We start from the raw sequence: 13,484 nt of genomic DNA, 5'->3' as shown, positions 1-13,484 counted from the left end.
TCTATGCATATTTTTTCTTGCACAATTTAAAGTAGGAAATAATGGTGGTTCAAAAAACCACCTTTGCGAGTATTTCAAAATTGCAGAGTATGACGCTTACCATCATCTTGAAACCGTTGCTCTCCAACACCTACAAGTTCTACAATCACTTCTCGCAGTGCAGGTGTCCACTCTCCAATTCTTGCTTCAATTTCCACTACTGTTTGGCTTACCTGGGTAAATACACGGATGTTAGTTATTGAGAAGTTATTATCTTGATACTTGCTTGTCTGTCCATCATCTTCAAATAGCTGATATTCGTTATTACCAGGCCAAATCCGTAAGCGGATCTCGTTGAGTGGGGCTTGATCAACGTATTGGCTGACAGGTTGCATAGGAACGATCGCACCGCTACGAACATACAGTGGCATTTTTTCCAATGGTGCATGAGCAAGAATGTGAATCGGGCCTTCATAGCGATCGCCACTCCACCAATCATACCAAGTGCCAGCGGGTAAGTAGACAGATCGATGCTCAACTCCAGGGCGGTAAATTGGTGCAGCCATCAGCGATGCACCTAGCAATACTTGATCGTAGAGGCTATAGGTTTGCGGATCGTTAGGGAAATGGTACAATAATGGTCTTAAAATCGGCGCGCCTGTTGTTGTCGCTTCCCAGAAAAGACTATAAATGTAGGGAAGTAGTTGGTAACGGAGATTAATGTATTCTCGACAGATATTTTCAACGCGATCACCAAATACCCAAGGTTCATGACGAGCAGTAGACATTGCCGAGTGACCGCGCATCAATGGGTAAAGCATTCCTACTTGCATCCACCGAGCGAATAATTCAGCTGTGGCGTTACCAGCAAACCCGCCAATATCGCAACCCACAAACCCCACACCCGAAAGTCCCATGTTACAAAGCATCGGCAGAGACATTTCTAAATGCTCCCACAACGATTGGTTATCTCCCATCCACACAGAAGACCAGCGTTGCACACCAGCATAACCCGATCGCGTTAACACAAAAGATCGCTCTGAACTTCGATGCCGTCGTAACCCTTCATAGCAAGCTTTAGCCATCATCAACCCATACAAGTTATGCACTTCTATATGAATGGACGTAGGTAAATTCTCCTCTGCCCCTCTGCTCCCCTGCGGTGCATCTAGAGGAAACCAAATCTTTTCACCATCATCCCCGAAAGGGCGATCGTTTATGGCAGGTTCATTCATATCATTCCAAATTCCTGCCACACCAATATCAGTTAGGCTTTTGTGTAAATCAGCCCACCAGTTACTCACATCAGGACGTAAAAAATCAGGAAAAACAGCTTTCTCAGGCCAAACGTAGCCGTGGAACAACGTACCATCAGCTTTACGCACAAAATAGTCGTTTTCTATGCCTTGGTCAAAAACGTGATAATTACCTTCTGGTTCATACTTCACCCCAGGATCGATAATTGTGACTGTTTTGAAACCATCCTCTGCTAAATCACTAATGAGTTTTGCCGCGTTGGCAAAGCGTTGAGGACTCCAAGTAAACACTCGATAGCCCTGCATATAGTCAATATCCAAGTGAATAACATCACAGGGAATGCGGCGTTGACGAAATTCCTTTGCTAGTTCCCGCACAACGGTTTCTGATTCGTAACTCCAGCGACATTGATGATAACCTAGCGCCCATTTCGGCGGTAATGGCATTCTCCCAGTTAGCTGAGTATAAGTCTCCAGGATTTGGGCTGGTTCGGGGCCGTAGATAATGTAATAATCCAATTCACCGCCACGAGTTTCCATCTTCCAAATACCTGGTTGTTCAGCACCGATATCGAACTGACTCCAAAAAGTGGTATTGAAAAAGATGCCATAGCTTACCTGCGGACGCAAAGCCATAAAAAATGGAATTGCTTGGTACATTTCATCAGTGAGTGAATCATAATCTAAGGCATCCGTTGTCCAGTTAGTTTTTACTTCGCTGAGTTTATCCAGAAAGCCTGTACGTTCACCAAAGCCATAGAAATGTTCGTCGGCTGCAATTTCCTTCCAGCCTGCAACTGCACCCATCCGCCAACCTATCCCCATCTCTGCATCTTGAGCAAAGGGGCGATTAGCTTTGTCAAAATAGGCGATGCGACATTTTTCTCGCTGGACGCACACACGAATCTGTGCTGTTTCAATTTCGACCGTTGCTTCAGTTTCCCGGACTGCAAAAGGTGTTGTCGCCCATTCTGCATCATCCAGCGTAACTGCCCAAGAGCGGCGAGGCATAAATTCCCCAGTTGGTGCGAAACGCACGCGGATTAAATTCGGAGTAAGTACGCTGATGGTTAGGCGTGAGTCGCCACAGTCAAAATTAACAATATTATTTTCCCAGCTTACAGCTTTTACATTGCTAACAGTTGTCCAAGCTTGGTTCGTGGTGGGTAGTTTTCCGAAATATTGCGGCATATCAGTTATTTAGCAGATAAATACTTGTCCGCATTCATGATTACAGAGATACTCAGCCTCAAACTCTTTCTTTCGCTAGAGGTTGGTGAAAGATCAGCAGATATTTTTTACCAAGATTATTTTTGTAATGTGCAAACTTGTGCATTGGTCTTGCAAGACGCGATAAATCGTCTCTCTACATCAGGGTTCAAATCAGATAATTTAAACGAATTTTCTGGAATAGGCTAATGTAGTAATGGAGATTATTTACTGTAGTACACAAGGAGGACGAACTATGACTGAGTTGCTAGCAGTCCGGGTTACTTTGACCATCCCAACTCAAAGAACACAAGGCGCAGAGATTCTGTTCAGTCCTCTTTCCTACAGGAATGAAAACTAGAATTCACAGACATTCTGGTGCGGGGAGTTGCCCTGCGTAGAAGTGTCTTCCTCTTTTGTGCAATTCTCTAGAAGAGTATTTAACCCAAGTAGAAGCAGTTGCTTTGGGTGTACCAATTGCAGTTTTAAGTGCCACCAATCATCAAGGTTTGGATGCCTTAAAACCTTACTTGCAACCAGGACAGACAGTTGCTTTGTTGGGGTCTTCTGGTGTTGGTAAATCCACCATCACCAACCAACTGCAAGGTGCATCTGTCCAAGTTGTACAAGCAGTACGGCAAGGTGATGACCGAGGTAGACACACGACAACTCATCGTGAATTGATTTTGCTCTCTACTGGCGGATTAATTATTGATACTCCAGGAATGCGGGAAATCCAAATTTGGGCAGGTGATGAAGGTTTGCAAGAAACTTTTACAGACATCGAAACCTTGGCGCAAGAATGCCATTTCCGCAATTGTCAGCATAATAATGAACCCGGTTGTGTCGTGCAGCAGGCTTTGGCTGAGGGAGAACTTGATTATTCCAGGTTTCTTAGCTACCAAAAGTTACAAAAAGAACTCGACTACCTGACCCGCAAACAAGACCAGAGGGCGCAATTAGCTGAGAAAGAAAGATGGAAGAAGATTCATAAATCTATGCGAAATCATCATAAGCGCTAGTTGCACAGGCTATTCGTCATGATGGGACGATTGAGCCGCACAAAGGATTGCACTTCAACCGCTCCTCCTCGCCTTCGGAATCCTGTCATAGTGTCTCTATCCCTGCCTTTTGTGCGATCGCTCAGGGCAGTAAAGAAGTTCTTCTGGGTAGCGATCGCTACCCAGAAGACCCAATGCATTATCTGCTTACTACGGTCGAACTGCCGATTGTCAGCCAAATTCTGGAAGCGTCAAAGGCACAACCGTACTTTAGCCTTCGCCTCGATCTTGACCCCACCCTCGTTGGCTCAGTGATGGTCGAGGCAGGGTATCCCTCATCGCGCAGCCGTGCTGATGTGAAAGCGATTGACGTAAGTCCGTTGAATGCACATCTGTTGGACGCTGTGGTGCGGCTCGTCAGGCTTCTAGATTCCCCTGCTGAAGCTCATGTTCTCGCACCACTGATTAAGCGGGAAATTATTTATCGGCTCCTGATGGGAGAGCAAGGTAATCGGCTCTGTCATATTGCAGTTCTGGGTGGCTATACTTACCACATCGCCAGAGCCGTCGAGCGACTTCGTAAAGACTTTAACGAGCCGATCAAGATTGAAAGTATCGCACGAGAGCTGGGAATGAGTGTTTCGGGCTTTCACCATCACTTCAAGTCTGTCACTGCAATGAGTCCCTTGCAGTGACAGAAGCAATTGCGGCTCCAGGAGGCTCGCCGTCTGATGCTGGGGGAAAACCTTGATGCTACCAGTGCTGCCTATCGAGTAGGGTACGATGATGCCTCGCACTTCAACCGAGAGTACAAGCGGCTCTTTGGTGCCCCACCGATGCGCGATGTGGAGCGGTTGCGAGAAGCTGCTAGGGAGACTGCTAGTTCAATATGATCGGCCCTTTCAAGGTCTTGTAATTTCCCTGAAATTATAGTTAGTTGAAAAAATATAGTTGTTAGATAGGGAACAGCTAGAATGTTTCTAGGTCAAGTGTTTGAGCGTTTTGTAGAAGAAAGTCCGGTTTTGGTATAAGCTTTTCTACTTATTACTGTGTGAAATTTTGTGAGTTATTTAATCTACTTTATTTCTAACATTTTTTACTGCAAAAATAAGAAATTCTATTTTCTTTATCAAACATTAGTTTTAAATACTTTTATCAAATATCCAAAAGTATCTAACTGCACATATTGGTTATGAGAAATAATTTTATTAACTAGCAACCAGTGAGGGTGTAAGTTATGACTAGTAAAGGTTATAAGGATAATGTTTTATTAAATAGATCAATAATTTGAGATTCGGCAAATTAATTAGTGAGATGTATGTTATGGTTTTTATAGGAATCAAACAAGTGAAAACACGAAAAGACTTCAAGACAAGTTTGAGGCAAGCTCAAGAAAGTTTTTTTGCTCTGGTAAGTCCCCTTCAATTAGCTACATCTTTTTTTAACGAAAATCTAAAACTAGATTGAGTAGGATAGTAGCCTTTGTAACAACTTGAAGTCAATCAAAATTTATCTGGGTATGAGCCAATAAGAGTTGGCTAACCTAGCTAGAGCATTACCCGCCAAAAACAATTACTCTTGGAGTTTGGGAAGAAAGACTCTTAGTACAGCCTGACAATTCAATAGAAATACAGAATATTTACTAACTTCGTCTTGCGGGGGTAAACATTTTCAACCGCGAACTAAGTTGAAGCAGTTACTGACTTTTGCAACGAAAACTTCAAGCAGAATGGTGTAGTTCCATAATTTCGAGGAATTTAACCATACTGTCAAAAGTTATTAAGATATTATCTAAGCCAGAGTATCAAATGTTGCCTGTGTAGGTATTATATTACTGCACTGGTAGCTACCACTTTTAGGCTGGAATTTATCCTGCTGCATCAATCACGAAACGAGAAGCGCTATAGATTTTCTTGGTTACTTGACATCAGCAAAATCAGAAAAGTTGTAGCGACCATTTAAGAGTGGATTGCAATTTGGTTGGTTGTGTGGTTCAGGGAACAAATCTGCGTTCATTTGAATTCCTGCTGCAACCACTCTTGAGGCTTGAGCAACCATTTGGGATTCGTTACAACAACTGATAATGCTGAAGTCATAGTTTCAAAGGCTTCGTTATTAGGAGATTAGATTTCTCTATCTCTTAAGCCATCGCTTCCTGGGTAAATATGTTCTGATTTTAACTGTTTTTGCCAGGGTGCGATGCCTAGCGACAAGTCGCTAGGCATCTACGCCAACAGGCTCTACTTCCCTACAGCGCCAAGGGTGAATATTTCACATCAAGCTTACGAACCATCAATTAAATCATTGTAGGAAACACAACCATGACTGACCCAAAGATTAGACAAATAGCTTTCTATGGTAAAGGCGGTATTGGTAAATCTACCACTTCTCAAAACACCCTAGCAGCAATGGCTGAAATGGGTCAGCGCGTCCTGATTGTCGGTTGCGACCCCAAAGCTGACTCTACCCGTTTGATGCTACACAGTAAAGCTCAAACAAGCGTTCTTCAATTGGCTGCTGAACGAGGCGCTGTAGAAGATATTGAACTCGAAGAAGTAATGCTCACCGGTTTCCGGGATGTACGTTGTGTGGAGTCTGGCGGCCCTGAACCTGGTGTGGGTTGCGCTGGTCGTGGTATTATCACCGCTATCAACTTCTTAGAAGAAAACGGTGCTTACAAAGATGTTGACTTTGTAAGTTACGACGTTTTGGGTGACGTTGTGTGCGGTGGTTTCGCTATGCCTATCCGTGAAGGTAAGGCACAAGAAATCTACATCGTTACCTCTGGTGAAATGATGGCGATGTATGCAGCTAACAACATCGCTCGTGGTGTTCTCAAATATGCTCACACTGGCGGTGTGCGCTTGGGTGGTTTGATTTGTAACAGCCGTAACGTTGACCGGGAAATCGACCTAATCGAAACCCTGGCAAAACGTTTGAACACCCAAATGATTCACTACGTACCTCGTGACAACATTGTGCAACACGCAGAATTGCGCCGCATGACTGTTAACGAGTATGCACCTGACAGCAACCAAGCTAATGAATATCGGACATTAGGTACAAAGATCATCAACAACAAGAGTCTGACTGTCCCCACACCTATCGAGATGGAAGAGTTAGAAGACTTGTTGATTGAATTCGGTATCTTGGAAAGCGAGGAAAATGCTGCAATGCTAGTAGGCAAGACTGCTACTGAAGCACCTGTTTAAAGTATTGCTAAGTAAATAATGGTTTAGGGTGGGCAGCAGCCCACCTTTTTCCCAATCTTTGCATTTCTTTGTTTGAATCCTTAATAGGAATATATAGCGATCGCTCATACTCTGCAAGAAGCCGCTACGTGTCTATGTAGAAGATATATTTCGAGATTTCCAAAGCGGTGGTTACAAATTAGAAGATATGAATGTTTCTGGCAATCGCTTGATATCTCTAATCTTAATCATTTTCAACCAGAAGCTTATACAGGGTTTGTTAACAACAATGATAGCTATACATCCCTACTCCCATGTGGAAACATCTCGCAGCAAATTAGGAATTTCTCCTTGAGATAAGGGAAACTCTAGTAAAGTTTCTCTAATACCCAAATATCCAGATTCAGCAAACGATAAAAGCATTCGTGAAAGCGCTAGCCAAACCTCCGGTTCGTATTCCCAATCACGATAACGTGAAGCTTGACCAGCTATTGAACGTAGTGCCCAAAAATAAGAGTTTCTCACCACCGAACCACCCTTCTTAAACTCTGGCAAATCTTCGTGGTGGATAAAAAGTATTTTATTTTCAATTCTGGCTATCATAGCAATTTTAGATTTTAGATTTTAGATTAAAAGTAAATTTTAAGTAGGGTCATTATGGCTTTAGCTTAACGCACTATGTTCTACGGCAGTGCGTCGCCTTTACAAAAAAAATGCTGTGAAACCTAATATTCTACATTTATCAGAAAGTGAGGTTTTCCAAATCATCTGCAAAGACATAAGAATGTAGAGACTTTGCAATGATAAAATCTCTACATTGAATACCTAAAAATTGGCGCTTAAACCAACACGAAAAGTAAATCCAGGGCTATATATGCGATTAACTCGCTCATATTGCTCACCGAGTAGATTTTCTAAGTAAACTGTCAGTCCTAAATTGCTAGTTAGAGGTATACGCCCGCTCAAATCTAAATTCACAAAAGACGGTGCAAAATCTGTGGGCTTGTCAGTAGGGTTAGCGAAGATGGATCTGCGAGCGCCACTATTGTAGGTAACATACAAGTTAGCTTGCCAACCTGAATTTTGATAACCCACACCAGTTTGCAGTACAGAATAGGGAATCAAACCTAATTGTAAACCTTTCTCTGTCCCTGTTTTTATTTGGGAATCTGTATAAGTATAGTTGAGAAAAGTTGACCAGCCAGCCGCAATTTTTAATTGCAATGCAGCCTCTAAACCATTGGTATCTACTAATCCAATGTTTGCCCATTTTCCGGCGATGACTCCCAAGCGATCGCCTATACTACTACCAAAGTAAGTAAACTGTCCAATCAGATTTTCCGAAAAATTAACATCCACTCCCGCAGTCCAAGTTGAGCCAATTTCTGGGCTTAAATCAGGATTAGGTTCCCAACCATGAACTGTATCATAAATATACAACTGATCTAACCCAGGATTGCGTTGTCCCCCTGCCCAACTTCCACGCACTGCTAGCATTGGTGTGACAGCATAACGTAACCCAACACTCGGGTTGAGATAATTTCCAAATTGGCTGTCAAAGCTTTGCCTTAGTCCTAAATCTATCAGAAATTTATCGCTAATATTCCAAGTATTGACAGCGAATAAAGCTGCATTGAACAAACTCTTATCTTCAGTTTCGTTATTGGCAATCCTACTAGGATTTGTACTCAAAACATCACCGGTTAAATCGGTGTTTTTCAAATCTAATCCCCAGCGCAATTTATTATTGGCAGTAACTTTCCACTCATGATCTACCCTGGCTGTGAGTTGTTGGGTATCTAAAGCTCCTGTACGGTAAAATGCTCCTGTAGGCCCATAAGTGCTGAAATAATCTTGGTTATAACCAATTGAAGTTGTAAGATTGGAGCTTTCGCCATTACCTAACCGAGTTTTCCAAGATAAGCCAAGGTTTAAACCATCGTGGTCTAATCTATCTTGTTGGAGAGGAAATCCAAAATAAATTAAGCCGCGACGACTGCTGAGTTTAGTAACATCTAAATTCAAATAATTTTTTTGATCTAAATCTAGTCCAATGCTACCAAAGTATGTACTTGTTGCTGTATCTGCATTTGATAAAAATCCATTTTCATCACGATTTGCTGCACCGATAGGAACTGGGTAACGGTTATCTGTAAAGAATCTTTCAAAGCTAAAGTTGTACTTGACCTTATCAGATGAACCACCATAGCTCACTTGTTGATTATTTAAATTCAATGAGCCAAATTCTGCACTAGCGCTCAATTTAGGTTTGCCATAACCTTCTTTGGTAATAATATTCACAACTCCCCCAAAGGCTGAGGAACCATATAAAGCGGAGGCTGTACCGCTATATAATTCTACTCGTTCAATCTCCTCTACAGGAATACTATTTAAATCAGTTCCACCATGATAAGTGTTGACATTATTGTTAATTGGTCTGCCATTAATTAGAAATACAGACTGATTAATTGAAGCTCCCCGATAGTATGTACCTGTGTGAGTATCTGCACCATGACCGACATCATTGATTGCAAAACCAGGCATTCTTTTCAAAATATCGGCTAAACTGGTAGCGCCCTGCTTTTGAATTTCTTCTTTATCAATGACGTAAGTTGGAGTAGATTGGGGTAGGTTGTCTGGTTCTGCGATCGTTTCTATAGTAATGTCTGCATCATCACTCGGAGTTTGCTCTGTTTCTGGCTGAGTTTCTTCTGGATTGATTTCAATTGGTACAGATTGTTGAGATAATAATTCGGCATTAGTGGCGGGTAGCTCAATTTCACTCAAACTCCGAATATCTGAAATGACTTCGGTTGATTTATTAGTATTTCTCTGCTCAATTTCACTTTCAACAGCATAACTAGGAGACGCTATCAGTAAACTCGGTAAAGCAACTGTTAGCAACAAAAAATCCTTTTTCACGTTATCTTTCACACTAAGTAAAAACAGTCACTACGTAGCATTGTTGCTGTAATAGTAAAATCGTGTCAAAAGACACGCTGTCATATTTCCACAGTTCAGATGAGATTGTTGGTCAATTCACTATGTGTTAAACTTAAGAGCAAATGCATTTGAAGAAGGCAGAAGGGGATTCGACCCCGGATGATTTGGAGCTATGTAAAGAGCCGTACCTTGCGGGAAGATGACGCAATATAGAGGGTTTCCAAGCCTTACTTTTTAGCGTTGGCGCAGCCTGCTGTAGGCATCGCTTTACCGAAGCAGATCGCCCTGCGCGTCGCAAATAGGGCAGTTTTCCTTCAGCCTGTTGCCCTCTACATTAATTTTTCCAACTTAAGGAATAGAGATTTTTATTACTAATGGGAGAGCAAATAATATTATTTAGAAGTTAGATTGTAATGTTAGTGATTTTAACGAATAATTAGTAATTTTAGATTTTAACTAATTATTCAAAAAAGTCGAACTCAATAATATTTGCCGAAAAAGTAATTATTCAAGATTTACTTATGTATGTAACTTTATGGCCAGGGAATGTATATCCTTTAGGTGCAACTTGGGATGGAAAAGGAACAAACTTTGCTTTATTTTCGGAAAATGCAACAGGGGTAGAGCTTTGTTTATTTGATAACGATGACGAAGAAATTCGCATACCTTTGACAGAAAAAAACAATTTTGTTTGGCATGGTTACTTACCAGGAGTTGCCCCAGGCCAAAAGTATGGGTTTAGAGTACATGGGATGTGGGCACCGGAAGTAGGTCATCGATTTAATCCAAATAAACTATTAATTGACCCCTACGCCAAGGCAATTGACGGTGAGTTTAATAACGATCCCTCTGTCTTTGGCTACTCTCTAGACGCTGAGGAAAAAGACTTAGTTTTTTCTGAACTAGATGATGCCAAATTAATGCCCAAGTGTGTTGTGGTCGATCAATTTTTTGATTGGGAAGGCGATAAACTCCTTGCTACACCTTGGTATAAAACTGTTATTTATGAAACTCACGTCAAAGGTTTTACTAAACTACATCCAGGTATTCCAGAAGAGTTGCGCGGCACTTATGCCGGGTTGGCGCATCCTGCTGCAATTCAACACTTACTGCAATTAGGAATTACAGCAGTTGAGTTGATGCCAGTACATCATTTTCTATCTCATCCGGGACATTTAGAAGGAAAAGGATTAAGCAATTACTGGGGCTACGATTCCATCAACTATTTTGCTCCTTATTCTAGTTACAGTGCTAGTGGAACTGGGGGAGAACAAGTCACCGAATTCAAGCAAATGGTCAAGGCACTACATTTTGCCGGAATTGAAGTGATTTTAGATGTAGTGTACAACCACACTGGCGAAGGAAATCATTTCGGGCCAACGCTATCTTTGCGAGGTATTGATAATTCTGTATATTACCGTTTGATAAAGGATGATCCTCGCCACTACATGGACTTTACAGGCTGCGGTAACTCTCTGAATGTGCGTCATGCTCAAGTTCTGAAGTTAATTATGGATAGCCTGCGCTATTGGGTAATAGAAATGCATGTAGATGGCTTCCGATTTGATTTGGCCTCGGCGCTGGCGCGGGAATTATATGAGGTAGATAATCTATCAGCTTTCTTTGATATTATTCATCAAGATCCAATCTTGGCAGATGTGAAGCTGATTGCTGAACCTTGGGACTTAGGAGAAGGCGGCTATCAAGTCGGGAACTTTCCACTGCGTTGGTCTGAATGGAATGGTAGATATCGGGATACAGTCAGAGATTTTTGGCGTGGTGTAGATGATAGTTTAGGACAATTTGCCTACTGTTTTACAGGTAGTCCTGACCTGTATCAAACAAACGGGCGTAACCCGAATGCAAGTATTAATTTCGTGACTGCTCATGATGGTTTTACGTTAAATGATTTGGTCAGCTACAACGAAAAGCATAACGAGGCAAACGGGGAAGACAGTAGAGATGGTGAAAGCCATAATAGATCCTGGAATTGTGGTGCAGAAGGCGAAACTGACGATACAGAAGTAATGCCTTTGCGCGAACGGCAACGACGAAACTTTTTAGCAACCCTAATGCTATCTCAAGGTGTCCCAATGCTATTAGAGGGGGATGAAATTGGCTGTAGTCAAAAGGGAAATAATAATGTCTACTGCCAAGACAATGAAATTTCCTGGCGGCATTGGGATTTGCATAAAGCGAACGCAGATTTATTAGACTTTACACGTGAACTGATTAATTTTCGCCATCAGCATCCAGTATTCCGACGACGTAAGTGGTTTCAAGGTCGCCCCATTCACGGTTCAGGTATTAATGATATTGCTTGGTTTAATTCTGATGGCAGTGAAATGACTGAGAAGCAGTGGCTTATTAGCTATGCCAAAGTAATGGAGATTTTTTTTAATGGACAGGGAATTGCTACTCCAGGGGATCGTGGTGAGCGGATTATTGATGAAAGTTTTCTGCTATTTTTTAACGCTCATTATGAGTTAATTGAGTTTGCTTTACCCAATGAATTTAAAGAAAAGGTATGGGAGATAGTAATTGACACTAATGAACCTCGCTTCCTAGATAGAGGAAAATTAGTTTCAGGCTCTCAAACTTTACCAGTCACAGATCGTTCTCTGATGGTGTTACGCCTTATCAGTTAGTAATAAGAGAAGAAAAGATCCGATATTCAACTTTATAGAAAAATATATTTTTCTATAAAGTTGCTAAAATGCTTCAACTATTTTTACTTGTAACTCTAATTAGAAAACGCAGAGCTTCATTTACAGCTTCCGAATTGGGAAACATTTTTGCAACATCAGGTTCTAAAAAAACTGTCAATTTTTCAATATTATTAAAATTATATTCACCATTTATCATATTAGTGTCTGCCAAACCCTGATTTAATTGAGGTTTATTTTGTATTATGGTTGTTTGGCAAGATACGGCATTTAATTTATTAACTAGTAATTCCCAACTAGTAACTTTCAGATTAAAGTGAGCCTTTGCATCCCGTAAAGTTTTAAACTGTTGCTTCAGAATATCAACACTATAAATATGCTTTTGAGATAGCTGTTTCTCTGCATTAAGGTCTGACTCAACCATATCAACTACTTCATTAATAAGTCTGTCATGATTTTCGGCAATTTGAGCAGCAGCTCCTAAAATCCGAGAAGTTGCTTGTATCTGTACATCAGTCTCTTGTTTAAGGCGATCGGCAATACTGCGAATTTGATCTCCCAGCCTCGCTTTACCTTTTTTTTGCGTAGATGGTAGTGATTTTTTGCTCATAAGTATGCTTGTTTATTCAGAAAGTATGTCTTTAATTGCCAGCCAGATGCGTTTAAATTTTTGTACCAAACCTATAGGATTGTTAGTTGTTTCTTCTTCCACCGAATCAACTAGAGATTGAATTCTATCCATACGCTCTGCAACAACGTAAAGATTATTTACTGCTTCATCCTTACTTGCTAAAGAGTCACGCAGTAGCACAACCATCTGGGCAATTTCTCGTTTTAGTTTTTCATTCTCGGCTTTCCGGCGAGTTTCCCATCCCTTAATACTAGCTTTGGAACGACGCTCATGTTTGAGTTCTGCTTTGGCCTCATTGTATAAAGTCAAATACATTTCTCGTTCGGAGTTGGCGGCATCATATTTTGTGAGCAATTCAGTTGCTCTAGCTTTTTCTTCATTGTAGAGACAGAGCGTTTGTTGATGATTTTCTTGCTCATCAATATAGAAACGATAATTTTCAGTGACTTGCTCTTTTAGCTCATTAGCTTCGAGTTTACAAGTTTGAATCTCTCGCTGATGAACATGAACTAGCTGGGATATTTTCGCTTTTTCTTCGTTGTAAAGATAGAGTGTCTTTTGATGATTTTCTTGCTCATCAATATAGAAACGATAATTTTCAGTGACTT

Annotated in this window: 10 protein-coding genes; 5 read left to right on the top strand and 5 right to left on the bottom strand. The window is 41.2% G+C overall.

All coding sequences use genetic code 11. The annotated features are described in order from the left end of the window. Window positions 1-74: 74 nt before the first annotated feature. A complete protein-coding gene (locus V7L12_RS14205; protein ID WP_335084959.1) occupies window positions 75-2,426 on the bottom strand; it encodes a glycoside hydrolase family 31 protein in 2,352 nt (783 codons plus the stop codon). Between the two features lie 434 nt (window positions 2,427-2,860). Here V7L12_RS14205 and rsgA point away from each other — a divergent pair, with 434 nt between their 5' ends. From rsgA to nifH, 4 genes are all read left to right on the top strand, one after another. Then, window positions 2,861-3,466, top strand: coding sequence for a ribosome small subunit-dependent GTPase A (gene rsgA / locus V7L12_RS14200; RefSeq protein WP_335084957.1), 606 nt, complete (start codon window positions 2,861-2,863; stop codon window positions 3,464-3,466). 47 nt (window positions 3,467-3,513) lie between these two features. Beyond that, a complete protein-coding gene (locus tag V7L12_RS14195) occupies window positions 3,514-4,140 on the top strand; it encodes an AraC family transcriptional regulator (RefSeq protein WP_335084956.1) in 627 nt (208 codons plus the stop codon). Between the two features lie 9 nt (window positions 4,141-4,149). Further along, window positions 4,150-4,338: an AraC family transcriptional regulator gene (locus V7L12_RS14190; RefSeq protein WP_335084954.1), complete on the top strand. Its 189-nt coding sequence runs from the start codon at window positions 4,150-4,152 to the stop codon at window positions 4,336-4,338. Window positions 4,339-5,766: 1,428 nt separating this feature from the next. After that, a complete protein-coding gene (nifH, locus tag V7L12_RS14185; protein WP_334825644.1) occupies window positions 5,767-6,657 on the top strand; it encodes a nitrogenase iron protein in 891 nt (296 codons plus the stop codon). A gap of 285 nt (window positions 6,658-6,942) precedes the next feature. Here the strand turns inward: nifH and V7L12_RS14180 are convergent, their stop codons facing one another. Together V7L12_RS14180 and V7L12_RS14175 are read right to left on the bottom strand one after the other, a co-directional pair. After that, window positions 6,943-7,239, bottom strand: coding sequence for a hypothetical protein (locus V7L12_RS14180; RefSeq protein ID WP_335084952.1), 297 nt, complete (start codon window positions 7,237-7,239; stop codon window positions 6,943-6,945). A 222-nt stretch (window positions 7,240-7,461) separates the two neighbouring features. After that, complete coding sequence (locus V7L12_RS14175) at window positions 7,462-9,558, bottom strand: TonB-dependent receptor plug domain-containing protein (RefSeq protein ID WP_335084950.1); 2,097 nt, start codon at window positions 9,556-9,558, stop codon at window positions 7,462-7,464. 542 nt (window positions 9,559-10,100) lie between these two features. On the opposite strand from V7L12_RS14175, the gene glgX reads away from it, so the two are divergent. Next, window positions 10,101-12,227: a glycogen debranching protein GlgX gene (gene glgX, locus V7L12_RS14170; protein ID WP_335084948.1), complete on the top strand. Its 2,127-nt coding sequence runs from the start codon at window positions 10,101-10,103 to the stop codon at window positions 12,225-12,227. 73 nt (window positions 12,228-12,300) lie between these two features. On the opposite strand, the gene V7L12_RS14165 is transcribed toward glgX, so the two are convergent. Both V7L12_RS14165 and V7L12_RS14160 read right to left on the bottom strand, forming a co-directional pair. Next, window positions 12,301-12,855 carry a hypothetical protein gene (locus tag V7L12_RS14165; protein WP_335084946.1) on the bottom strand — a complete coding sequence of 185 codons (555 nt, stop codon included), beginning with the start codon at window positions 12,853-12,855 and terminating at the stop codon, window positions 12,301-12,303. Between the two features lie 12 nt (window positions 12,856-12,867). Continuing rightward, on the bottom strand, window positions 12,868-13,484 hold a 617-nt coding region (locus V7L12_RS14160), incomplete at its 5' end, for a hypothetical protein (RefSeq protein ID WP_335084944.1).

It is taken from the genome of Nostoc sp. (assembly GCF_036918245.1).
Lineage (GTDB): Bacteria > Cyanobacteriota > Cyanobacteriia > Cyanobacteriales > Nostocaceae > Nostoc.
The sequence above is the reverse complement of the archived record's forward strand: the minus strand, read 5'-3'. Positions and strand labels throughout refer to the sequence as shown.

Excerpts from the sequence above, each read along its gene's own strand:
- V7L12_RS14205 (WP_335084959.1), bottom strand. The coding sequence starts at position 2,426 with ATGCCGCAATATTTCGGAAAACTACCCACCACGAACCAAGCTTGGACA.
- nifH (WP_334825644.1), top strand. The coding sequence starts at position 5,767 with ATGACTGACCCAAAGATTAGACAAATAGCTTTCTATGGTAAAGGCGGT.
- V7L12_RS14180 (WP_335084952.1), bottom strand. The coding sequence starts at position 7,239 with ATGATAGCCAGAATTGAAAATAAAATACTTTTTATCCACCACGAAGAT.
- glgX (WP_335084948.1), top strand. The coding sequence starts at position 10,101 with ATGTATGTAACTTTATGGCCAGGGAATGTATATCCTTTAGGTGCAACT.
- V7L12_RS14165 (WP_335084946.1), bottom strand. The coding sequence starts at position 12,855 with ATGAGCAAAAAATCACTACCATCTACGCAAAAAAAAGGTAAAGCGAGG.